This is a genomic window from Sphingopyxis sp. GW821-FHT02C12, assembly GCF_059421785.1.
Genome location: NZ_JBWKVQ010000001.1, coordinates 126,921 through 147,640 on the forward strand (window position 1 = coordinate 126,921; position 20,720 = coordinate 147,640).

Here is a 20,720-nt window from a genome sequence, read left to right on the forward strand (position 1 = left end):
CTGACATCATGGCGGCGACACGGGCAATGAAGGGCAATGAGGCACGCGGCATCGCCATCGCGGTGATCGCGCACGTCCTGATCATCGGCCTGCTTTCGGTCCAATGGACCGCGGGCGAGCGGCGCTTCGACAATCCGCCGATGGAGGTCGACCTTATCGCCGAGACCGCGACCGAATCGAGCGCGCCGGTGCTTAGTGACACGCCACCCGCCGCCCGATTGGGCGAGGAGGATGCCGTCGATATCGCCGCCCCCGAACCACTGCCTACACCCGCGCCGCCGCTGCCCGAACCGGTCGTGCGCCCAACCCCCGCACCAACCCCCAAACAGGTCGCGCGCCCCGTCCCAGCGCCGCCCAAAAAGACCCCGCCGGCGGTGGCCAAAGCACCGCCGAAGGCCGCGCCCAAGGCGCCCGCCACAAAGTCCGGCGCCCGCCCGACCGGGCGGCTCGATGGCATCACCGACGGGCTGGGCCGCGAACAGACCAAGGCACCCAGCAAAGGCGCCCCGGCCGCCAAGACCGCGGCCGAAGTCCGCCGGTCGATCGATGTCAGCATCAAGGCGGCAGTCGCGCCGCGCTGGAACGGTTGCCGCGTGTCGGGGGTCGATGTCGATCAATTGAAGACCGTGGTGAAGTTCCGATTGACCGCATCCGGGGCGCTCGCCGGGTTTACCAGTGTCACCACGACCGGCGAAAACGACAGCAACAAGTTTCAGGTCCAGCGTCATCAGGAATGCGCCAAGCGCGCGGTGGAATTGGCCGCTCCCTTCGACCTGCCCGAAGAAAATTACAGCTTCTGGCAAAATTACACGCTCGATTTCATCAAGAGGTAAGTGACATGATCCTCCGTTCCACCGCCTTCGCCCTCGTGCTGGCGCTCGCTGCTTCCCCCGCCATGGCGCAGGTCGCTCCGACACCGCCCGCCACGCCAGCACCGACCGAACCGCGCGAAACGATCGAAGGCACGCTGTCGCAGGACCGCACGGTCATCGCGGTGCCCGCGCTCGCCACGCCGGCGGTCACCACCGTCGCTGGGTTGCGCACCGACAGCCTCGGTCGCCAGATCGCCGAAGTGATCGCCGCCGACCTTGAACGCAGCGGCCTCTATGCGCCGCTCGGCCCGGGCAGCGTCCGCGCGATTACGATGGCCGAGGTTACCGCGCCGCGCTTTGCCGACTGGCAGGCCCGCAATGCAGAGAATGTCGTCCACGGCTTCGTGCGCACCAACAGCACCGGCGGACTGATCGTCGGCTGCTACCTTTATGATACCGACCTCGGCAGCGAGCTGGTGCGGCAGGGGTTCGAAATCCAGCCGAGCGACTGGCGCCGCGCCGCGCATAAATGCGCCGACGCCATCTATTCGCGGCTGTCGGGCGAGGCGCCCTTCTTCGACAGCCGCGTCGCCTATATCGCCGAGAGCGGCCCCAAGGGAAACCGCATCAAGCGCCTCGCGATCATGGATTCGGATGGCGGCAACCACCGTTTCATCACCAACGGTCAGGCGCTCGCGATCTCACCGCGCTTCTCACCCGACTACCAAAAGATCGTCTATGTCAGCTATCTGAACGACCGCGTCCGGGTGTTCATCTATGACGTGGCGGCGGGCACGCAAAAGCTCGTCACCGAAAGCCGCAACGCGACCTTCGCGCCGCGCTGGTCGCCCGACGGCACGCAGATTCTCTTCTCGATGGCGACCGGTGGCAATACCGACATCTATCGCATCTCGGCGAACGGCGGCACGCCGGTGCGGCTGACCAACAACCCCGGCATCGACGTCGGCGGCAGCTTCTCGCCCGACGGCAAGAAGATCGTGTTCGAAAGCGACCGGTCGGGCGGCCAGCAGGTCTATACGATGAACATCGACGGGTCGAACCAGCAGCGGATCAGTTTCGGCGGCGGGCGCTATGCCACCCCCGAATGGTCGCCGCGCGGTGATTTGATCGCCTTTACCAAGATGGGCGGCGGCGAATTCCGCATCGGGGTGATGACCCCGTCGGGCGGCGGCGAGCGCCTGCTGACCAACGACTGGCAGGACGAAGCGCCGACCTGGTCGCCAAACGGCCGCGTGCTGCAATTCTTCCGTACCTCGCGCGGCGCCTCCGGCAAGTCGAGCCTGTGGCAGGTCGACCTGACCGGCGTGAACATGCGCAAGCTGCAGACTCCGCAGGACGGGTCGGACCCGAGTTGGGGACCCGTGCTGCCGTAATCGGCCAATCCGCACCAAATGTGCGGCGGAACCAATGTTGCAGCCTCGGGTTGAACCCACAGGTTCAACATGGGTTAATCTCAACATGAACAGGACCATCCGGATTAACACGAAAGGGACGACAACATGACGATACGGAAAACCACCGCCATGATCGCCGCGATCGCAATGCTCGCCGTGGGCGCTTGCTCGAAAAAGGCACCCGAGGTCCTGCCTCCCAACCCCGACGGCATCGACGACGGCAGCGGCGGCAATTCGGGCGGCGGCAATGCCGTGATCCCGGGTTCGCAGCAGGACTTCCTGAACAGCGTCTCGTCCGACCGCATCTTCTTTGGTTTCGACCAATATAATGTCGATGCTGAGGATCAGGCGACGCTGAGCAACCAGGCACAGTGGCTGCAGCGCAATTCGGCGGTTCGCGTCCTGCTCGAAGGCCATGCCGACGAGCGCGGCACCCGCGATTACAACATCGCGCTCGGCGAACGCCGCGCCAATGCCGCGAAGAATTATCTCGCCTCGCTGGGCGTCGACCCGTCGCGGATCGAGGTGATCAGCTATGGCAAGGAACGCCCGGCCGACACCGCGTCGACCGAGGAAGCCTATGCGAAGAACCGCCGTGCGGTGACCGTGGTCATCCAGCGCTAAGCAACGGCCACAGCGCCACCGTCGCCCAAGCGGCCACGGTAGCAAAGAGACCGAAGGGGACCTGTCGCAACGCCAGCGGCTGGTCCCCTTTCTTTTGTGTGGTCAGCGCCCAGACCATGCCGCCGACGCTGGCGAGCAGCAGCATCAGCGGCAGCGCCTGCCAGCCGAGCCAGCAGCCGATCGCCGCGACCAGCTTGGGATCGCCGCCGCCCATGCCGTCCTGCCCGCGTCCGCGCCGATAGGCGAACGCGACGAGCGCGAGCAGCACCCCGCCCGCGACCGCACCGATCCAGCGGTCGAGCAGCACCGTATCGAGCAACGGCCCGGCGAGCAGCAGGCCGGCGATGGCCAGCACCGCATTGAGCCGGTCGGGCAGCCACATATGCCGCGCGTCGAGCAAAGCGAGCGGCAGCAGCAGCCAGCCGAACAGCGCCCAGAGCCACCCCGCGATGCCGGGCATGATCGTCAGCGCCAGCGCGCCGATCAGGCCCGATGCCAGCTCGACCTGCATATGAAAGGGATCGATCCGCGCGCCGCATGTCCGGCAACGGCCGTGCTGGACGAGCGCCGAGACGAGCGGGACGAGATCGAGCGGACCGAGGGCGCGCTCGCAGCCGTCGCAGTGGGAGCGCCCCAGCAGCGACCGCCCATCGGGCCAGCGCAGCACCAGGGTCGCGATAAAGCTGCCGAGGACCAGCCCGAGCAACGCCGCGAGGCCGACGCCCGCGCCAAAGGGCAAGGCGTCAAGCGCCGCCGTCATCGGTCAGAAACGGCCCGAACTGACCAGCACGAAGCCGTTGCCCGCGGCGCGGAAACCGATCGCCGACAGCGCCGACGCCATCACCGGGTCATCAGCGGTGATGGCGAACTCGGCACGCCAGGCGCCGCTACCGTCGAAGCCGAGCGTCAGTCGCTCCATGCCGGACTGGCTGACGAGCGCCGCCTGTGCGCGGCCCTCGACGCAGCGCAGCGGCCCCGTAAGGCCACGCGTCAGGTCGAGCCCGGCGATCGAGGTGCCGACGCTGAGCTGGATGCGCCCGCTCGCCGAGACGCAGCGCCCGCGATCGTCGAACCGTACCGCGGCACCCTCGAAGCGCAGGCTGTCGACCGGAACGAGGCCGAGGCCACCCGAGAGCGTGGTCGTGCCGTTGAGATCCGAAAGGCCGCGCGGGTTGCTGCCATGGAGACGCCCCGCGAGTTCGCCGAGCCGCGCATCGGGCCGACTGAAAGCCAGCTCGACATCGCCGCCGAGCAGGGCCAGCGGCGACAGGCTGGCCTGCACATTGCCGAGCGGCAAGGCACCGAGCCGCGCTTCGATCAATTCACCCGCCCAGACCGAACCATTGACCTCGCGCGCGGTCAGCCCCGACTTTTCGGCGCCCGCCATAGCGAGCGCGAGGCGCATCGGGAAGGTCGCGATAATCAGGATCAGAATGATCAGGACGGCGGCGAGGATGACCCGGCGGCGCATCATTTGCTCCCCCGCCGCAGTTCGGCGGTCATGCCGACGGTGCCGTCGGCGGCCGGGGTGATCGTCAGCTGGTCGACAACGAAGCCCTGCGTTTCCAAGGAAGCGAGCCAGTCGGCGAGCACCGGCGCGCGCGCGGTGGCGATCGCGATCGTCGCCTGCCCCTGCCCGCGCGCTTCATTGCGGTCGAGCGTCAGCCCGATCTCGCCCGCCGACTGGGTGAGAAACTGGTCGATCGCGACCGCGTCATTCGCCGCGGCCGCCGAGGATGCCGGACGCTGCGCGAGCAATTGCACCTTCGCCGCGACGCGGCCCTGCCGCTCGATCGCGGCGCGATGATCGGCCTCGAGATTGGTGAAGGCGGCATAGGCCGGACGGCCGAGCAGCCAGATGAAAATTGCCAGCGTCAGCACCCCGGCAACGCCGACCATCCAGCGTTCGCGGCGCGACATGCCCTGCCACCAGTTGGCGATCCGGTCGGTCATGGCACGGCCCTCACGGTGATGTTCGCCATCTGGTTGCCGTCGGTGCCGGCCATCGGCTGCGCGGTGATCTTGTAGCCACGCGCCTGTAGCGCCAGCAGCACCGCGTTCAGGTCCTCGGTGCGCGGCGCCGCGAGCGTCGTCGACAGCGTGCCGTCGGTGCGGTGCGACAGGCTCTTGAGCGCCACCCCTGGCGTGTCGCGCATCGCATCATAGAGCGCCGACGCAGGAACCGAGAAAGCGAGCGGCCCGCCGCCCGCAGCCGCGAGCCGCCGGTCGAGTTCGGCCTCGGCGCTCTCCGCGTCGGTGGCGGTGACGCCGGCCTTTTTGGCGGCGGCGACGCTCGCATCGTCGGCGCGGCCGATGTCGGCATTGAGGCGGATCGCATGGATGATCGGGATCAGCAACGTCACGGCGAGCAGGGCGACGGCAAGCCGCTTCATCCACCGGACCAGCGCCGGATCGATCGCCCAGTTGCGCCTCGGCTGCCACGCGCCGGTCAGCAGGTCGAGCGGCGGCGCGGCGAGCGAGAGCAGCAGCGCCTGACGCATTCGGTCGGCATCGAGCGGCGCGATCGGGCGTCCGGCGGCGATCAGCGGGTCGAGTTCGGGGTCGGAGACGAAACTGCGGTCGTCGCTGCGCAAAATCTGTTCGCGCCCGAGTTCGGCCGACCACAGGCTGTCGGGCTCGGGCGGCGGCACGGTCGCGGCGGCGGGGATGATCGCGGCGGGGGATAACCCCTGTGCCTTCAGCCAGTCGGTCCATGCGGTCATCGCGGCGTGGGTGGTCACTGCGACGGGCACCGCCTGCCCCGCGTCGGCGGGCTGGCCGGCGACGACATGCAAGAGCGCCGCATCGCCCAGGCTGTCGCGCAGCGTATCGACGCGCGCGATCGCGGCGGCCTGTGCCGGAGCGGCGTCGGGATAATGGCGCCAGCGCAGCGGCACGTCGGCGGCGGGTGCGAGCGCGATCAGACGGTCGTCACCCTCGTCATCCTGTGGCCTTTCCCAAGCGTCGACCCAGCCATCATCCTGTCCCGAATCGACGATCACGCCATCGTCGACCCTCAGCCACGCCGCGTCGACCCGCTCGCCGAGCATCGCCGCCGGGGGCAGCCAGAGAACCAATGTGCGCGCCATGTCAGTCGGTTTCGCCCCAATCGCGCCGCACGATCATCGGCGGCATCTGGCCCGCCGCTGGCGCACCGCCGTTCGCGTCGATCAGCGATACAGAAGTCAAGAAACCATCCCCCATCGTCACGTCGGTCTTCAATATCAGCCAGCGGCTCGTCACCCCCGCCTGCTCGGCGACCTCGGTGGGCGGATCGAGCCGGGCGAGCGGTCCGGATTCCCAGAATCGCACGCTGCTGCCATAGCCGCCGGCGGGCCGCGCCGCCAGCGCCGCGCGTGCCTCGGCGACGGTCAATTGTCCCGGCAACAGCATCGCGACGAGCGGCGCCTGTTCGGGCGCCAGCGTGTTGATGTTGAGCTTGACCGGATCGGTCGCGGGCAGCGCGCAGATCCAGGGTTTGAGCCGCGCATAAAGCTTGGGCGTCACCCCGCGTACCGCGCGCAATTCGCTGACATCGGCAATCTTGCGGTTGGCGGGAAGGTAGCTGCCGGGCAGCGAGCGATAGACGCCGTCCTCGGCGCCGAGCGGGCCATCAACGCTGTCGCTGTCGATCCAGTCGGCGGTCGCGCCGGCCACCATACGCGCCTCGTCGGCGTTGACCCCGAGCAGCGTCATCAGTTCGGCGAACTGGCCGGTGCCACCGGGGCGCTGGGTGAAGCGGCCCGGGATCGTCTCGGCGACAAGGCTGTTCAGGTTGAAACAATTGCTCGCATCGGTCAGCCGCGCCGTCCCCTGCCCGTTCGGCAAGGGCAGGGTGAAGTCGCGCCCGAGCCAATCGCCGGCGAGCGTGAGTTTTGCGGGATCGCGCCCGACGAGGTCGGCGACGCGGCGCAGCGCGATCTGTTCGGCGGCGAAGCTGTAGGCGCGGCCCTGATCGACCGTCGCGGCGCTGCCCGCGATCCGCGTCGCGAGCGTCAGCCGGTCCAGCGCGGTCGCGGCGATCACCGCCATCACGGCGACGAGCAGCAGCACGCTGAGCAGCGCGGCGCCGCGTTCATCGGATTGTCCGCGGTTCATGGCACGGGTGTCCCGAGCGGCAGCGGCGGCGGCGGTACGGGCGCGGTGAGGAACAGCATCACCAGTGGTGCGCGGCCCTGCCGGGTCAACCGCACCTCGACCGCGCGGGGCAGGCGATCGCCGGGATCGGATGTCCAGCTGCTGCCCCATTGCCCCTGCTCGTCGCGATAGCGAACGGCGACACCGGCCACTTCGTCCACCAGACGGTCGCCATCGCTCAATGCCGTGCCGTCGAGCATCGGCTGCACCGCGCGGCGCCATTCGCCGCCGACACGCGCATAGGCGACCCGCTCGACATTGGGGCGCGACCCGCCGTCGAGCGAGGCCGCACCGCCATGGACGAGCGCAAAGCCGGTTTCGGAGCCGGCAAAGGCGGGGATCGTTTCGCCCGAGGGGCCGCGCGTCGAACGCGGCAGCGCCTGCGCAAGGTCGTTGGCCATCAGCGCGCGCAACCGGTTGACCCCGCCCATCGCCTTCAGCCGGTCCTGCACCGCATCCTGCGTATCGATACTGCTGCGCAGCAGGCCAACGCCGATCGCGGCGATCGCCGCGAACAGCGACAATGCGACGAGCATCTCGACGAGGGTGAAGCCGCGCTGGTCCTTCATCGCGACGGCCGGATGATCGTCAGCGCCGCCTGCCCGCGCCCATTCTCGGGGCGGACGATCAGGTCGATGCGCAGCAGGCTGTCGTCGGCGGTCTTCGCGACACGCTGTTCGACGCGCCAGTTGCGCCCGGCATTGGAAACCCCGGTCGCGCTGTTGCCGATCGTCGGCGGCGCGGGGTCGGTCCACAATTCGACCGCGCGATTCTGCGCGACGATGCCCGCAATGGTGGTCTCGTCGAGGTCGCCGGCGGTGCGCACCGCAAAGGCGTCGAGGCGCACGAGGGTCAGCGCGGCGATGCTGATGATGCTGAGCGCGACCAGCATTTCGAGCAGGGTGAAACCGCTTTCGCGCTCATTCGCCACGGCTGACCTCCCCGGTCGCCGAGACGCGCACGACCTCGCGCGCGTCGCCGCCGCTCAGCACGATCGCCTGCGGGGTCGGGCTGGTGCCGACGCGGTCGAACAATATGCGCGCCGCGCCCTGCCCGTTGCCTGCGGCGAACCGGACGTCGGAGGGCCAGTTGCGCCGGTCGAACGAACGGCCGGGCAGCGGCTGCCACTCGCCCGCGATCCGCCGTTCGAAACCGTAACCCGACGGCGCGAAATTGACCGACACGCTGCGTCCCTCGATCACGGCGACGTCGCGCGCGGCGGCGAGCCGCGCGGCGAGCCGGTCGGCTTCGCTGCGCACATTGCGCTCCTCGCCGGGGATGGTGAGTACCACCGCAGTCGCGGCGAGCGCCATGATGGCGAGCACGACCATCAGCTCAACGAGGGTGAAGCCGTTCGCCCGGGTCTTCGGCGCCCTAGTTCGCTCCACCGTGGATATCCGCATTGTCGTCGGCCCCGCCAGGCGCGCCGTCGGCGCCGAACGAAAAGACATCGAACGCCTGGCCGTTAGAGGCCGGCATTTGATATTGATATGGACGTCCCCAAGGATCGGACGGAAGCTTCTTGATGTATCCACCCCGAGCGTAACGCTCTGGTTGCGCAATCGAGGGCGGCGGCGAAACCAAAGCGTTCAAACCGTCTGCCGTACTCGGATAGGTAAAGTTATCGAGCTTGTACAATTCCAGAGCATTCTCGATAGTCGCGATATTGGCTTTCGCGGTGGTCACCATCGCTTTGTCTTTGCTTGAAAATACGTTGAGCATCACCACCGCAGACAAAAGCCCGATGATGAAGATCACCACCATCATCTCTGTCAGAGTGAAACCGCGCTCGTCCCTTTTGCGGCGCCGGTCGACGGGCGGGCGCGAGGGATCGAGCATCAGGCGAATGAAAAGCTGCATGAGCGACATTATTATAATCCGGCAAGGTTCTGCAACTGGAGGATCGGTAGCAGGATGGCGAGGATGATGAGGGCGACGCACGACCCCATAACGACAATTATGACAGGTTCGAGAAGCGCCATCGAGGCGGCGGTAAAACGGTCGAATTCGCGTTCGAGATAGTCGGCGGCGCGCTCGAGCATCTGCTCGAGCCGCCCGGCGCTTTCGCCGCTGGCGGTCATATAGACGAGCAAGGGCGGGAACACCCCGGCGTCGCGCAGCGCGGCCGACAGACCGCCGCCGGCGCGCACCTGGTCGACGATCGTCGCGGTCGCGCCCGCCAGCGCGGCGTTGCGGATCGTCGGCACGGTCAGGCGTAGCCCCTCGACGAGCGGCAGGCGGCTCGACACCATCGTCGACAGGGTACGCGCGAAGCGCGCCGCGTGAAGATCGCGGAGCAGGCGGCCGAGGAGCGGCAGACGCAGCAGCCGCGCATCGATCCGGGCCTTGAACGCCGGGCGGCGCATCGCGGTCACCCAGCCGAAGACCGCGGCGGCGAACAGCAGCGCGACCAGCCACCACCAGTTGGCGGCGAAGCTGGAAATGGCGATCACCGCGCGGGTAAGGAACGGCAGTTGCTGGCCGGAGTCGGTGAATTGTTCGACGACGCGCGGGACGACGAAGATCATCAGCGCCGCAACGACGCCGATCGCGACGAAGGCGAGCACGATCGGATAGGCAAGCGCAGCGATCAGCTTGCCGCGCACTTCGGCCTGGCGTTCGAGCAGGTCGGCAAGCCGCGCGAGGATCGTCGTCAGGCTGCCGGTGGTTTCGCCCGCGGCGACCATCGCACGGTACAGCGGCGGAAAGCTGCCCGGCTGGCGCGCCATCGCATCGGCGAGGCGGCGGCCTTCAAGCAGTCCGGCGTGGACGTCGCCGATGACGGTGCGCGCACTCTCGGCTTCGCTCTGGCGGGTCAGCGTGCGCAGCGCTTCCTCGAGCGGCGCGACCTCGGCGAGCGTCGCGAGCTGGCGGGTGAAAAGCGCGAGTTCCTTGGCTGACAATTTGGTGCGGCGAAACGCGAACAGCGACCGGCCCGCCGCCGGCTTCGATCCCGCCGCCTCGACCGCGACGATATGAAATTTCCGCCGGACGAGATCGGCGCGCGCGGCGTCATCGTTGGCGGCGGTCAGCCGCCCCTTGCGCTCGCGGCCCTGCGGATCGATCGCCACATAGCGATAATCAGGCATCGATTTCCTCGCGCCGCGCGACGCGGATCGCTTCCTCGGCGGTGGTCAGTCCCTTGGCGACCATCGCCCGCGCCGCCGACGCGAGCGTTGGCGATTTGAGGAAGGCGTGCTTGACGATCATCGCCTCGTCGCCGCCGTTATAGATATAGCGGCGGACGGTCTCGTCGACTTTGATCGCCTCAAACACCCCGATCCGGCCTTTATAACCGGTGCCGCCGCAATGATCGCAGCCCTTGGGCCGCCAGATGACGGTGCCGATGTCGAGCCCGAGCATCGCGGCGATGCTGTTGTCGGCCTGCACCGGTTCGCGGCAATTTTCACAAAGTTTGCGCACAAGTCGCTGGGCGATGACCGCACGAAGCGTCGATGCCAGTAGAAAAGGCTCTACTTTCAAATCCTTGAGACGCGTTATGGCGCCGACCGCGTCGTTGGTGTGGACCGTCGAAAGGACGAGGTGGCCGGTCAGCGAGGCCTGCACCGCGATATCGGCGGTCTCGCGATCGCGGATTTCGCCGACCATCACGACGTCGGGATCCTGGCGCAGGATCGCGCGAAGCCCGGCCGCAAAATCGAGCCCGACCTTGGCGTTCACCTGCGTCTGGCCGACGCCGTCGACGGCATATTCGACCGGGTCCTCGACAGTGAGGATATTGCGCTGGCCGTCGTTGAGTTGCTTGAGCGCAGCGTAAAGCGTCGTCGTCTTGCCCGACCCGGTCGGGCCGGTGACAAGGATGATGCCATTGGGTTCGGCCAGCGCCTCGCGCAAGATCTGATCCGCGGCGCCCGACAGGCCGAGGACGTCGAAATCGATGCCCGCCGCGTCCTTGTCGAGGATACGCATCACCACGCGTTCGCCGGCACGGCTGGGCAGCGTCGAGACGCGGACGTCGACCGCCTTGCCCGCCAGCGTAAGCCCGATGCGGCCGTCCTGCGGAATGCGGCGTTCGGCGATGTCGAGCCGCGCCATCACCTTGATGCGGCTGACCACGACCGGCGCGACATGCGGCGGCATGCGCAGATGTTCGCGCAACACCCCGTCGGTGCGCATGCGCACGACGAGCCCGCTTTCATAGGGTTCGATATGGATGTCGCTGACGCCCTGCCGCACCGCTTCGGCGATGATCGCGTTGATCAGACGGATCGCGGGGGCGTCGTCGGCGCTGTCGAGCAGATCCTCGGCGCTGGGCAGGCTGAAATCCATGTCGCTGCCGTCGAGCGAACCCGCCATCGCCGCCGCCGAGGCATCGACGGCATAATGGTCCGACAGCAGCCGGTCGAAATCGGCGGGGTTGATGGTGGCGACGCGTAGCGGCTGCGCGAGGTGGCGTTTCACCTCGATCAACACCGCAGGGTCGGCGCCTTCGCGCAGGGTCGCAAGCCAGACGCCGCCCTCGCCCGGCGCGATGACGACGCCGTGGGTGCGGGCAAAGGCATAGGGAATGTCGACCGGCGCCGGGGGCGCGGCGATCGGTTCGCCTTCGGTCACGGATAATCTCCCGGCGGCGGGGCGGGGGCGTTCGAGATCGAGGGCGGCACATCGGTCGTCGTGACGCTGCCGTCGGGGCCGCGCAGCGCCGGCAGATCGACCGGGCCGACGGTGATGTCGGTCGCGGTCGGCGGCGACGGCGGGGTGGCGCCCATATAGTCACGGACCAGCGTGTCGAGCGCGGGTTCCTCGTCGGGATTGCGGCGCAGTTGGGTGTCGCGAATATAGCCATAGCGGCGCGCGGTGAGCGCGGCGTTGTCCTCGCGGTTGCGCAGGATCGTCGGGCGGATGAAGACCATCAGGTTCGTCTTCGAGCGCGAGCGGCTGCGCGATTTGAACAATTCGCCGATCAGCGGAATGTCGCTGAGCAGCGGGATCCGTTCGATCGTCTTGCGTTCGTCGTCGTTGAGCAGCCCGCCGATCGCGAGGATTTCGCCGTCGTCGACGGTCAGCACGGTTTCGAACGAGCGCTTGTTGATGATCAGGTCGCCGTTGCGCGACGAGACGGGTCCCGCGACGCTCGACACTTCCTGGCGGAGAAACAGCTTCACTTCGCCCGCGCCATTGACCTGCGGCGTGACGTCGAGCTTGATGCCGACCTCTTCGCGCTGGACGGTGCGAAAGGCGTTGTCGAAATTGTCGCTGAGCGCTTCGCCTGTGGTGATCGGCACTTCCTGACCGACAAGGAATTTCGCCGCCTGATTGTCGAGGGTGACGATGTGCGGGGTGGCCAGCAGGTTCGACGTCGTGTCGGACTTCACCGCGTTGATGATCGCCCCGAACACCGTATTCTTGCCGATGTCGCCCGCAAATCCCGCGAACCCGCCGGTCGCGGTGAGCAGCGACGCCGCCGCCGCTTCCTGCAGGCTGTTGCCGAGCGAGCTGTTCGTTTGCGTCACCGTGGTGTTGCCGTTCACCGTCGTCGTCTGCTGCGACAACTGGTTGGCGGCATAGGCCCCGCCGAGCGTCAGGATGTTGGGCGAGGCGTTGCCGTAGCTGGTCGCAACGAAGGGAATATTCTTGCCGCCGAGCAGGAACTGGACGCCGAGCTGTTTCGCCGCATCGTCGCCGATCTCGACCACGATCGCCTCGACCAGCACCTGCGGCCGGCGGCTGTCGAGCTGACGGATCAGTTCGCCGAGCATGCGCTGGACGTCGGGGTTGGCGGCGACGATGATCGCGTTGGCGCCTTCGTAGCGGGTGACGATCGCGGGGCCGCGCGTCGCGATGCTGCCGCTCCCGCCGCCGCCGGTCGAGACGGGCGCCGCGGCCGGGGCCGGGGCGGCCGTCGATGCACCGTTGCCGCCAGAGGACGAGGACGAGGACGCCGCCGGCAGACCCGCCTTCTGCGCCGGATCGCTGCCGCCGCCGATGAGCTGCTGGATGGTCGGGAGCAAGGTTTCGGCGTTGGCATGGTCGAGCCAATAGACACGCAGCTCGGTGCCGCCCGCCGCCTTTTGATCGAGGTCGTTCGCCATCTGGACAAAGCGCGCCACGAGCGCCTGGTCGCCGCGCAGCGCGATGGCGTTGCTGCTGTCGATCGGAACGATCGCGACCGGCGCCTGCGCGCCCTCCCCCGCCGCCGGCGCGAGCGCCTGAAGCGCGGCGGCGATTTCGCGCGCGCCGGCATTTTTCAGCGTCACGATCTGGCTGGTCGTGCTGTCGCGGTCGATGCTCGACGCGAGCGCGCGGATGCGGCGGATATTATCGGCGAAGTCGGCAACAACCAGGCTGTTGGCGTTGCGGTTCGCCGTCAGCGAACCTTGGGGGCTGACCAGCGGACGCAACGTCTCCACCGCGGCGACCGCATCGATATGGCGCAGGCGGATGATTTCGGTGACGAACTGGTTCTGCGCCGCGCGGTCGCTGCCGATGCGGCCGGGCTGCGACGCCGCGCCGTCGATCGGCTGGATGCGATAGCTGCCGTTCGGTCCCGATACCGCGACGAGACCGTTCGAGCGCAAGGTGGCGAGGAAGATTTCGAAATATTCGCTGCGCGACAGCGGGCGGTCGGTCACCACCGACACCTTGCCGTTGACGCGCCCGTCGATGACAAAGGTGCGCCCGGTGATCCGCGCCGCATCCTGGATGAAGGCGCGGATATCGGCGTCGCGGACGTTGAGCGTATATTGCGCAAGCGCGGCGGTCGGCGTGGCCGAAACCAGTGCGGCGGCAAGCATCAGGGACAGTTTGAGGCGCATATACCCTACTTCGAAACAAAAATGGCGATCGGGACGACGTTGGCACCGCGCTCGACTTCGAGCGAGAGGCGTGCCCCCGGTGTGATTTGATTGGCGAGCGCGGCGGCATCGCCCGCCGAGCCGATCGGGCGGCCGTTGACGCCGCGAATGACGTCGCCCGGACGCAGGCCCGCGGCGCGGAAGGCGGCGCCGTCGCCCTGCGGCTGAACGACGACCCCGGTGACGCGGCTGTTTTCGCTGCGCGGTGCGAAGCCGACGCCGCTTTTCAACGCGGCGGGCGAGAGTTCGCCGGCGACCGCATCATTGCCAGGCGCCGACCCGACCTCGGGGGTCGGCGCGGGCAGCGGAGTCGCGGGCGTCGCAACAGGCGCCGCGCCGCTCTGGTCAAGGAACAGGCTTTCGCGCGCACCGCCGCGGTCGAGCAGCACATGGTCGAAAGCGACCCCGACGAGCTTCACCCCCGGCGCGATCTCGTCGCCAACGGCGTAGCTGTTCTGGATCCCGTCCTCGGCGGCGATGATCGCCGATCCGCCGCCGGTCGCTTCGTTGATATTGATGCCGAACAGCGTCAGGCCGAGAGCGGTCACCGTCGCCGAGGCGGGCCCCTGTCCGCCGGTCCGGAAAAAGGGATCGAAGCTGGTGAAGAGCGCGCGGCGCTCGGCGGGCGACGCGATGACCGCGGTCTGTGTCTGCCAGGCGCCAAGCGGCGACAGTGGGGTGACGAGCGTCCAGACGAGCCGTACGAGTTGCACCGCGAGCAGCAAGGCGAGCAGGCCGACGAGCAGCATCGGCCAGACCGCGCGCGGCGAGCGCCGACCGGCGCGCAGCCAGGCGGGCAATCCGCGCGGCAACCGAACGGCCGATCCGGACATCAGCGTCGCCATGAAAACCTGTTTATCCCCCGCATCACCATGGTGCCTCGCGAATCGCCTAGGGGCGATTGGTGACAATCAGCTGACGGGAAGATTACAGTTTTTTGACAGTCGGGCGAGTCCGGCCTGTGGCGGCTCGCCGTATCTATCTTCCCGGTGCCGCGGGCATGGGGAGGTGGCAGCCCGAAGGGCTGACGGAGGGGCTTTGACGCAGCGTCGATGCCCCTCCACCACGCCCTTCGGGCGCGGCCCCCTCCCCACCGCTTCGCGGCAGGGAGGATGTTTCATCAGAATTTCAGCGACGCGCTCAGCGAGAAGCTGCGGCCGATCTTGTAGCGGTTGAAGAAGATCCGGTTGTCGCCGAACTCCTGTACCTCTTCATAATTGCGGCCCGTAAGGTTGCGCGCCTCGAACTTCAGTTCGATTTCCTTGTTCAGCAGGTTGATGCCTTGGCGCGCGACGAAATCGAGCGAAATCCCCGGCTTTTCGCGCAGGTCAGGCTGACCCGAGGGACCACGGCTGGTGACGCGCGGGCTGGCATAGGTCACGAGCAGGGTCTGCTGCGACAAATGGTCCTGATCCTCGAGCCCGATCTGGAAATTGACCAGATGGTCCGACTGACCGGTAAGCGGCGAGCCGTCGAAGAAGAAGTTGCTCGCATCCTGCACCACGCCGTTGATCGTCGTGGTATCGCCCGCCGCGACCGAAATGTCGGACTGGGTATAAGTATAGTTGCCGATCAATACGAAGCGGCGGCTCGACCAGAAAGGCGCATCCGACAGCGTGTCGAGCGGGAAATATTTCTGCAGTTCGAACTCGACGCCATAAAGCGTCGCCTTCGGCGCGTTGGCGTAGCTGGTGTTGACCGAGGAGTCGGAGATCGAGGTATAGGCCTCGATCGGATTGTCGATGGACTTGTAGAAGCCCGCGACCGTCAGGCGCTGATCCTTGGCGAAATACCATTCGTACCGCGCTTCGGCGTTGGTCAGCCTGCTGTCGGTCAGCGACGGGTTGCCGCGGAACAGACGGTTCGATTCGGGATCCTGATAGACCTGCGCCACCAACTCACGAAACTGCGGGCGGGCGATCGTCTTCGACCCGCTGACGCGCAGCTGCATATCGGGGGCGACTTCCCAGGTCAGGGTGACCGCGGGCAGCCAATAGTCGTTGTTCAGGTTCGTATCGACGATCGACGACGCGCCCGAATTGAACAGGTCGATCGGCGACACCGTCTGCTTGGCATCCTCGTACCGGACGCCGGCGTTGATGTTGACACCCGACAGCAGTTCGGCCTGTACCTGCGCATAGCCGGCATGGGTGGTCAGCGCCGCGTCGAACGCCGCGGTGCCGTCCTGCGCCGAGGTTTCGAGCAGCGTGATGTCGTAAAGCTGGATCGACGCGTCAGAAAGCAGATAGTCGGGGCGCAATTGCTGCACCGGGATCGGCAGGTTCGAAGCGCGATACTGGAAGGCGCGGCGCACCGAGGTACGGCTGGTATCGCTATAGGCATAGCCGACCGTCCCGGTGATGCGCGGGGCGATTTCGTAGGACAGGTCGACGCCGCCCGACCACAGATCTTCGTTCAGGTCGGAAAAGGCGATCGTCGCGTCACCCTTGTTGCCGCCAAGGTCGTTGACGAACTTGTCGCCGACGGGGTCCTGCGCGGTCGGCAGATTGGTGCGGACATAGGTGAAGCTGCGTTCATAGGGCGCTTCGCGCTGCGAATTGGCATAGGCGCCGCGCAGGTCGAGCTTGAGCCGGTCGAAATGGAATTCGCCGACAAACTGGGTGTTGATCAGCTGGCGTTCGTACCACGCCGTGTCCTGCTTCATGATGTCGCGACCCGACTGGTTCTGGTCGGTGCCGAGCGCGAGACGCGCCTGCTTGAGGGTGTCGCGGATATAGAGGTTGGTCCAGCGCAGCTTGTGATCGCCGATCTCGAGCCCGAAGCCGAGCAGGCCGTTGACGACGACGCGATTGTCGGTGACGACGCGGTTGTAGCTGGTCTGCGGATCGCCCGACAGGTCGGCCTCGACCGAGGTCTGCTGCAGCGTGTCGCGTGTGCGCCACTTGTTGCTGATCCCCGCCGTCGCGATGATGCCGAGTTCGCCGTCGGCCATCGGGATGGTCAGGCCGCCGGTGACGCCCGCCGACCAGTTGACCGGGATATGGTTGTTCTGTTGCAGCAGCGTCGTCGGCGCATTGACGAGGTCCATGGCGATCGCTTCGAGATCGTCCTTGCTGAAATCGGCGCCCTCGATGATCGGCTTGCCGCTGGCAAAGGCCGCGGCGAGCGACTTCGGCACATCGCGGGTGCCGTCGTCGAAACCCGTCCAGTCGGCGTCGCCGCCATAATAGGTGTAGCCGAGTTCGTTGGTCGTCTCGCTGTCCCATCCGATGCCACCCGAGAAAGTCAGGAAATTCTCGCGCGGGGTGGACTTGGTGGTGAGGTTGATCACGCCGCCGCCGAATTCGCCGGGGAAGTTCACCGAATAGCTTTTCTGGACCAGCGTCGAGTCGATGACGTTCGAGGGGAAGATGTCGAGCGGCACGACGCGCTTCAGCGGCTCGGGGCTGGGCAAGGGCGAACCGTTGAGCAGCGCGAGCGAATAGCGATCGCCGAGGCCGCGGACATAGACGAAGCCGCCGCCGACGACCGACAGGCCGGTGACGCGCTGGAGCGAGCCCGAGATATCGCCCTCACCGGTGCGCGCGATGTCGGCGGACGAAAGGACCGACACGACCTCGGGGGTCGCGCGGACGACATTGGGGGTATAGCGGCCGGTGACCACGATTTCCTGATCGGAACCGCCGGGGATCGACACATCGGGCTGATCGTCGTCGGCCGGCGCCGGATCGGCGGCATCGGCGGTCGGCGGCGTGGCTTCGGTGCTCGAACCCGCGGGTCCGGCGTCCTGTGCCAGTGCGGCCGGCGCGACCAACGCCGACGAGAGGAGCAGCATGCTGGCGAAAATCGACCGTTTGGTCATGGCCCTAAAAACCCCTATAATTCGGATGATAAGCGGGGCGGGGCGCGCCTCTGTGGTGCGCCCCGCCCCAATTCAGGTACGAAGGCGCGTCAGACCGGGATGAGCGTGCACGCGGCACTCGACGAACCGAAGCTCGCGGTCGCGCTGTTGCAGGTCCAGCCGGTGAAGCGCGTGTCGCTGGCATCGCGCACCGCGCCGACATAGCCCGCGTTCACGAAGAAGGCGTTGATCGGAACCGGGTTGAACGCCGGGCGGGCGGTTTCGGTGGCGCCGTTGATGAACACGTTCGACAGCGTCGGGACATAGGTCGAACTGTTGTTCGTGCCCCCGTTGAAGATCGTCGCGACCTGATCGTTGGTGACGCCGCTGGTGCCAAGGAAGGCGCTGGCGCCGCCGCACTGCATATTGACCGAGTCGAACTTCGGCGGCCCGGCTTCGTCGGCACCCGTGGTCTGGATCGTCGTTGCCGAGTTGATACGCACGCACGAGATGCCCGGCGCCACGATCAGACCGTTCATCAGGCGATAGTCGGCGCCGCCGCGGATCAGCACCGACGCGGTGTTGCCCGCCGCATTGGCGCGGTGGATGAAGGTGAAGTTCGACAGCGCGACATTCTGGCGCGGGGTGGTGTCTTCGTTGCCGTTCGAGTCGATTTCGAGCATCGAGTCGCCGACCGTGCCGCCGGCGCGCTGTACCGCGAGCAGGAACTGGACATTGCCCTTGTAGCCGACGTCGGTATCGAGACCGTCATCCTCGGCGCCCGTGATCGCCAGGTTGCGCATGTTGACGCGGCCGCCGAACACTTCGATGCCGTCGTCCGAGCTGTTGTGGACCTGGATATTCTCGATCGTGGTGCCCGAACCGACGCCCGACGGGGTCAGGCCCTGCAGTTCCTTGTCGGCGCTGAGGATGAAGCCCGAGTAGCGGATCTGGACATAGGACATGCGGCCCGAATTGTCGGCCGGCTGCGCGCCGCCATAAAGGGCGTTCGACGTGCCTTCGGTGTCGCGTTCGCACGCGGCGGTGCCCGGCGTGGCGCCCGGCGCGAGGCAGTCGGTGACCGGCGCACGGCCGAGCAGGACGACGCCGCCCCACAGCTGCGAGGTATTGTCGTCGGCCGAACCGACGACGTTGCCGCGACCCGTGAAGATGATCGGCTGCGCCGGGGTGCCGACGGCGTCGATGCGGTTGCCGCGGTTGACGACGAGGTAGGAAACGCCGGTCGCACCGAAGATGGTGACACCCGGGTCGATCGTCAGCGTGACGTCGGTGTTGGTGCTGGTCGCGCCCTGGTCGGTGCCGACATCGACGCGGCCGGGGAGCGAGTAAATGACGCCGGCGACCTTGGGGATCGCGGTCGAGGCGGTGAAGCGCGCGGGGAAGCCGCAGTTGCGCCAGGTACCCTGCGGACCGGTGATGGTGCCGAGATCCGACAGCGCGGGGCCGGCGATGCTCGGGCAAGCGGCGGCAGGGGTGACGCCGGTCGGGGTCGGCGTGGGGGTCGGGGTCGGCGTGGGGGTCGGGGTCGGCGCCGGGATCACGATGACGCCTTCACCGGGCGAAGCGACACCGTCGGCACCGCAGGCGGCCAGAATAGAACAGGCCACGCTGCTGAGCATGACCAAACGAACGCGCGCGAAAGCCGCCATGAAATTCTCCGTTATCCGCTGTGCGCCGCCGGATCGGTCGGCGCCCCTGCTGAAAAATCACCGGCCGGTTCGAGAGGAGTGCCCCGCCGCGCCCCCGGTGACGCCGCCACTAGGGTGATTCGGTGACGGTCTGACGCCAGAGCGATGACATTTGAGTGACTCTTTGGAGTCGGTTTCGTGACAAGCACCAAAGCGCGTCACGCGACTTGTTCGCAGCTGCGAAAATAAATGCGGCACAGCTTGCTTGCATCGCCCGAAAAGCTTTGCTAGGCGCCCGCTCCTACCCGGAGCCGGACCCGTTCGGCCCCATCATGATGTGCGGTCGTGGCGGAACTGGTAGACGCGCAACGTTGAGGTCGTTGTGGCCGAAAGGCCGTGGAAGTTCGAGTCTTCTCGACCGCACCACTCAGTCCTGCGGGACCTGGGAAATCAGGCATCGGAGAGATTGCAGCCGCAACGCGGCGCAGCTCCGGGCGCTTTACCGATCGACGGCCGTTCGAACCGAACCCCTCCATGGGCCGGCGCGCGCCCTCGCCCATCTGATCAGCCAGACACGAACCTGCCCTCTCGGCCGTGCCAGCGATGAGGACGCTCGATCGTCCTCAAGCGCTGCGCGTCATGCCCTGCGATTGCCCGTGTCGACATGATCGACCATTGCCGACAGGCTAGGCGACAAAGCCCCGGGTTCAACGCGCGCCCTGCGTCCATCGCGGCCTTCGCTTTTCGATAAAGGCCATCGCCGCCTCGCGATGGTCGGGATGGGCGCGTGCCAGCAGAAAATTATCGCTTTCGATTTCGATCGCCTCGTCTCTCGAGACCGTGGCGGCCGCCCGAAAATTCATCTTCACCTGCGCAAGCGCCATAGGCGACATCGAGGCGATGTCTTGCGCGAGCGTCAGCCCGGCTTGCTGAAGACCATCATCGGCATGAACCTCGGCAATCAAACCGAGCGCCAGGGCCTCGCTTGCCGAAAGCCGCTTGGCCGACAGCGCGAAATAGAGCGCCCTCGAAGGTCCCAATATCCTGTTGAGGCTCCAGCAGGCCGCAAGGTCACCTGCAAGGGCGATCCGGGGATAAGCGAAGGCGAATTTGGCCCTGTGGCTCGCGAGCCGTATGTCGCAAGCGGCGGCCAGCGCCAGCCCGCCCCCTGCCGCGGCGCCATTCACGAGTGCGATCGTCGGCTTGGTGGCGTTCATGAGCGCGAGACAGCCCGAAGCCGACCGCGCGAGAAGCGCGCTGGTTTCCGCGTCGGGCCGCGCCGCGTCGAGCCCGGCAATCAAACCGCCGATGTCGCCGCCAGCCGAAAATGTCTTGCCGCTGCCGGTCAACAGGATCGCGCCGACGGCGTCATCGCTTTCGGCGTCGGCGATGCTGCTGTGAAGGGCCAGGCCGAGTTCGGGCGACACGGGATGCCGGCCGCAATCGCTTTCCAGCGTCAGTTTAAG

Annotated in this window: 19 protein-coding genes and 1 tRNA gene; 4 read left to right on the top strand and 16 right to left on the bottom strand. The window is 67.1% G+C overall.

Annotated features, from left to right (window positions below; translation table 11 throughout):
* The first annotated feature begins 8 nt into the window (after positions 1-8).
* The 3 genes from tolA (at position 9) to pal (ending at position 2,851) form a co-directional block, all read left to right on the top strand.
* Entirely contained in the window at positions 9-833 is an 825-nt protein-coding gene (gene tolA, locus AC07U1_RS00575) for a cell envelope integrity protein TolA (protein ID WP_187141902.1), read from the top strand.
* Between the two features lie 5 nt (positions 834-838).
* Positions 839-2,206, top strand: coding sequence for a Tol-Pal system beta propeller repeat protein TolB (gene tolB / locus AC07U1_RS00580; protein WP_495178560.1), 1,368 nt, complete (start codon positions 839-841; stop codon positions 2,204-2,206).
* 126 nt (positions 2,207-2,332) lie between these two features.
* On the top strand, positions 2,333-2,851 hold the full coding sequence (pal, locus tag AC07U1_RS00585) for a peptidoglycan-associated lipoprotein Pal (protein WP_200937980.1): 519 nt from the start codon (positions 2,333-2,335) through the stop codon (positions 2,849-2,851).
* On the opposite strand, the gene AC07U1_RS00590 is transcribed toward pal, so the two are convergent.
* The 15 genes from AC07U1_RS00590 to AC07U1_RS00660 all read right to left on the bottom strand — a co-directional run bounded on the left by AC07U1_RS00590 (position 2,838) and on the right by AC07U1_RS00660 (position 19,275).
* Entirely contained in the window at positions 2,838-3,611 is a 774-nt protein-coding gene (locus AC07U1_RS00590; protein ID WP_495178561.1) for a prepilin peptidase, read from the bottom strand. The two genes, pal and AC07U1_RS00590, sit on opposite strands and share 14 nt — an antisense overlap.
* A gap of 3 nt (positions 3,612-3,614) precedes the next feature.
* Positions 3,615-4,322: a type II secretion system protein N gene (gene gspN, locus AC07U1_RS00595; protein ID WP_495197617.1), complete on the bottom strand. Its 708-nt coding sequence runs from the start codon at positions 4,320-4,322 to the stop codon at positions 3,615-3,617.
* Positions 4,322-4,804, bottom strand: a complete 483-nt coding sequence (locus AC07U1_RS00600; protein WP_495178563.1) for a type II secretion system protein M — start codon at positions 4,802-4,804, stop codon at positions 4,322-4,324. The genes gspN and AC07U1_RS00600 overlap by 1 nt, the downstream gene beginning before the upstream one ends.
* A complete protein-coding gene (gene gspL, locus AC07U1_RS00605) occupies positions 4,801-5,940 on the bottom strand; it encodes a type II secretion system protein GspL (protein ID WP_495178564.1) in 1,140 nt (379 codons plus the stop codon). Before gspL ends, AC07U1_RS00600 begins: the two co-directional genes overlap by 4 nt.
* Before the next feature lies 1 nt (position 5,941).
* Positions 5,942-6,949, bottom strand: a complete 1,008-nt coding sequence (gene gspK, locus AC07U1_RS00610; RefSeq protein WP_495178565.1) for a type II secretion system minor pseudopilin GspK — start codon at positions 6,947-6,949, stop codon at positions 5,942-5,944.
* Entirely contained in the window at positions 6,946-7,557 is a 612-nt protein-coding gene (locus tag AC07U1_RS00615; protein ID WP_495178566.1) for a GspJ family type II secretion system protein, read from the bottom strand. Before AC07U1_RS00615 ends, gspK begins: the two co-directional genes overlap by 4 nt.
* Positions 7,554-7,919, bottom strand: coding sequence for a type II secretion system minor pseudopilin GspI (gene gspI, locus AC07U1_RS00620; RefSeq protein ID WP_495178567.1), 366 nt, complete (start codon positions 7,917-7,919; stop codon positions 7,554-7,556). Before gspI ends, AC07U1_RS00615 begins: the two co-directional genes overlap by 4 nt.
* Positions 7,909-8,376 carry a GspH/FimT family pseudopilin gene (locus AC07U1_RS00625; protein ID WP_495178568.1) on the bottom strand — a complete coding sequence of 156 codons (468 nt, stop codon included), beginning with the start codon at positions 8,374-8,376 and terminating at the stop codon, positions 7,909-7,911. Before AC07U1_RS00625 ends, gspI begins: the two co-directional genes overlap by 11 nt.
* The gene (gspG, locus tag AC07U1_RS00630; protein ID WP_495178888.1) at positions 8,363-8,848 is read right to left on the bottom strand and encodes a type II secretion system major pseudopilin GspG; all 486 of its coding nucleotides are present in this window, start codon (positions 8,846-8,848) and stop codon (positions 8,363-8,365) included. The genes AC07U1_RS00625 and gspG overlap by 14 nt, the downstream gene beginning before the upstream one ends.
* Before the next feature lie 11 nt (positions 8,849-8,859).
* Positions 8,860-10,077, bottom strand: a complete 1,218-nt coding sequence (gene gspF / locus AC07U1_RS00635; protein WP_495178569.1) for a type II secretion system inner membrane protein GspF — start codon at positions 10,075-10,077, stop codon at positions 8,860-8,862.
* A complete protein-coding gene (locus AC07U1_RS00640; RefSeq protein WP_495178570.1) occupies positions 10,070-11,563 on the bottom strand; it encodes a GspE/PulE family protein in 1,494 nt (497 codons plus the stop codon). The genes gspF and AC07U1_RS00640 overlap by 8 nt, the downstream gene beginning before the upstream one ends.
* Complete coding sequence (gene gspD / locus AC07U1_RS00645) at positions 11,560-13,764, bottom strand: type II secretion system secretin GspD (protein ID WP_492736373.1); 2,205 nt, start codon at positions 13,762-13,764, stop codon at positions 11,560-11,562. Before gspD ends, AC07U1_RS00640 begins: the two co-directional genes overlap by 4 nt.
* A gap of 5 nt (positions 13,765-13,769) precedes the next feature.
* A complete protein-coding gene (locus AC07U1_RS00650; RefSeq protein ID WP_495197618.1) occupies positions 13,770-14,636 on the bottom strand; it encodes a type II secretion system protein N in 867 nt (288 codons plus the stop codon).
* Between the two features lie 287 nt (positions 14,637-14,923).
* Entirely contained in the window at positions 14,924-17,626 is a 2,703-nt protein-coding gene (locus AC07U1_RS00655; RefSeq protein ID WP_495178572.1) for a TonB-dependent receptor domain-containing protein, read from the bottom strand.
* Between the two features lie 89 nt (positions 17,627-17,715).
* Positions 17,716-19,275 (bottom strand): beta-helix domain-containing protein, encoded by a 1,560-nt coding sequence (locus AC07U1_RS00660; protein ID WP_495178573.1) that lies wholly within the window; start codon positions 19,273-19,275, stop codon positions 17,716-17,718.
* Between the two features lie 318 nt (positions 19,276-19,593).
* Between AC07U1_RS00660 and AC07U1_RS00665 the strand changes: the two genes are divergently transcribed.
* Positions 19,594-19,680 (top strand) — tRNA-Leu (locus tag AC07U1_RS00665).
* A gap of 281 nt (positions 19,681-19,961) precedes the next feature.
* Here AC07U1_RS00665 and AC07U1_RS00670 read toward each other — a convergent pair.
* Positions 19,962-20,681: an enoyl-CoA hydratase/isomerase family protein gene (locus AC07U1_RS00670; RefSeq protein WP_495178574.1), complete on the bottom strand. Its 720-nt coding sequence runs from the start codon at positions 20,679-20,681 to the stop codon at positions 19,962-19,964.
* Positions 20,682-20,720 lie beyond the last annotated feature (39 nt).

What these genes read in the sequence shown, in the direction of transcription:
- gspN (WP_495197617.1), bottom strand. Translation starts at nt 4,322, where the DNA reads ATGCGCCGCCGGGTCATCCTCGCCGCCGTCCTGATCATTCTGATCCTG.
- gspD (WP_492736373.1), bottom strand. Translation starts at nt 13,764, where the DNA reads ATGCGCCTCAAACTGTCCCTGATGCTTGCCGCCGCACTGGTTTCGGCC.
- tolB (WP_495178560.1), top strand. Translation starts at nt 839, where the DNA reads ATGATCCTCCGTTCCACCGCCTTCGCCCTCGTGCTGGCGCTCGCTGCT.
- gspK (WP_495178565.1), bottom strand. Translation starts at nt 6,949, where the DNA reads ATGAACCGCGGACAATCCGATGAACGCGGCGCCGCGCTGCTCAGCGTG.
- gspG (WP_495178888.1), bottom strand. Translation starts at nt 8,848, where the DNA reads ATGCAGCTTTTCATTCGCCTGATGCTCGATCCCTCGCGCCCGCCCGTC.
- tolA (WP_187141902.1), top strand. Translation starts at nt 9, where the DNA reads ATGGCGGCGACACGGGCAATGAAGGGCAATGAGGCACGCGGCATCGCC.
- AC07U1_RS00600 (WP_495178563.1), bottom strand. Translation starts at nt 4,804, where the DNA reads ATGACCGACCGGATCGCCAACTGGTGGCAGGGCATGTCGCGCCGCGAA.
- gspL (WP_495178564.1), bottom strand. Translation starts at nt 5,940, where the DNA reads ATGGCGCGCACATTGGTTCTCTGGCTGCCCCCGGCGGCGATGCTCGGC.
- pal (WP_200937980.1), top strand. Translation starts at nt 2,333, where the DNA reads ATGACGATACGGAAAACCACCGCCATGATCGCCGCGATCGCAATGCTC.
- gspF (WP_495178569.1), bottom strand. Translation starts at nt 10,077, where the DNA reads ATGCCTGATTATCGCTATGTGGCGATCGATCCGCAGGGCCGCGAGCGC.
- AC07U1_RS00615 (WP_495178566.1), bottom strand. Translation starts at nt 7,557, where the DNA reads ATGAAGGACCAGCGCGGCTTCACCCTCGTCGAGATGCTCGTCGCATTG.
- AC07U1_RS00655 (WP_495178572.1), bottom strand. Translation starts at nt 17,626, where the DNA reads ATGACCAAACGGTCGATTTTCGCCAGCATGCTGCTCCTCTCGTCGGCG.
- AC07U1_RS00650 (WP_495197618.1), bottom strand. Translation starts at nt 14,636, where the DNA reads ATGTCCGGATCGGCCGTTCGGTTGCCGCGCGGATTGCCCGCCTGGCTG.
- AC07U1_RS00660 (WP_495178573.1), bottom strand. Translation starts at nt 19,275, where the DNA reads ATGGCGGCTTTCGCGCGCGTTCGTTTGGTCATGCTCAGCAGCGTGGCC.
- AC07U1_RS00590 (WP_495178561.1), bottom strand. Translation starts at nt 3,611, where the DNA reads ATGACGGCGGCGCTTGACGCCTTGCCCTTTGGCGCGGGCGTCGGCCTC.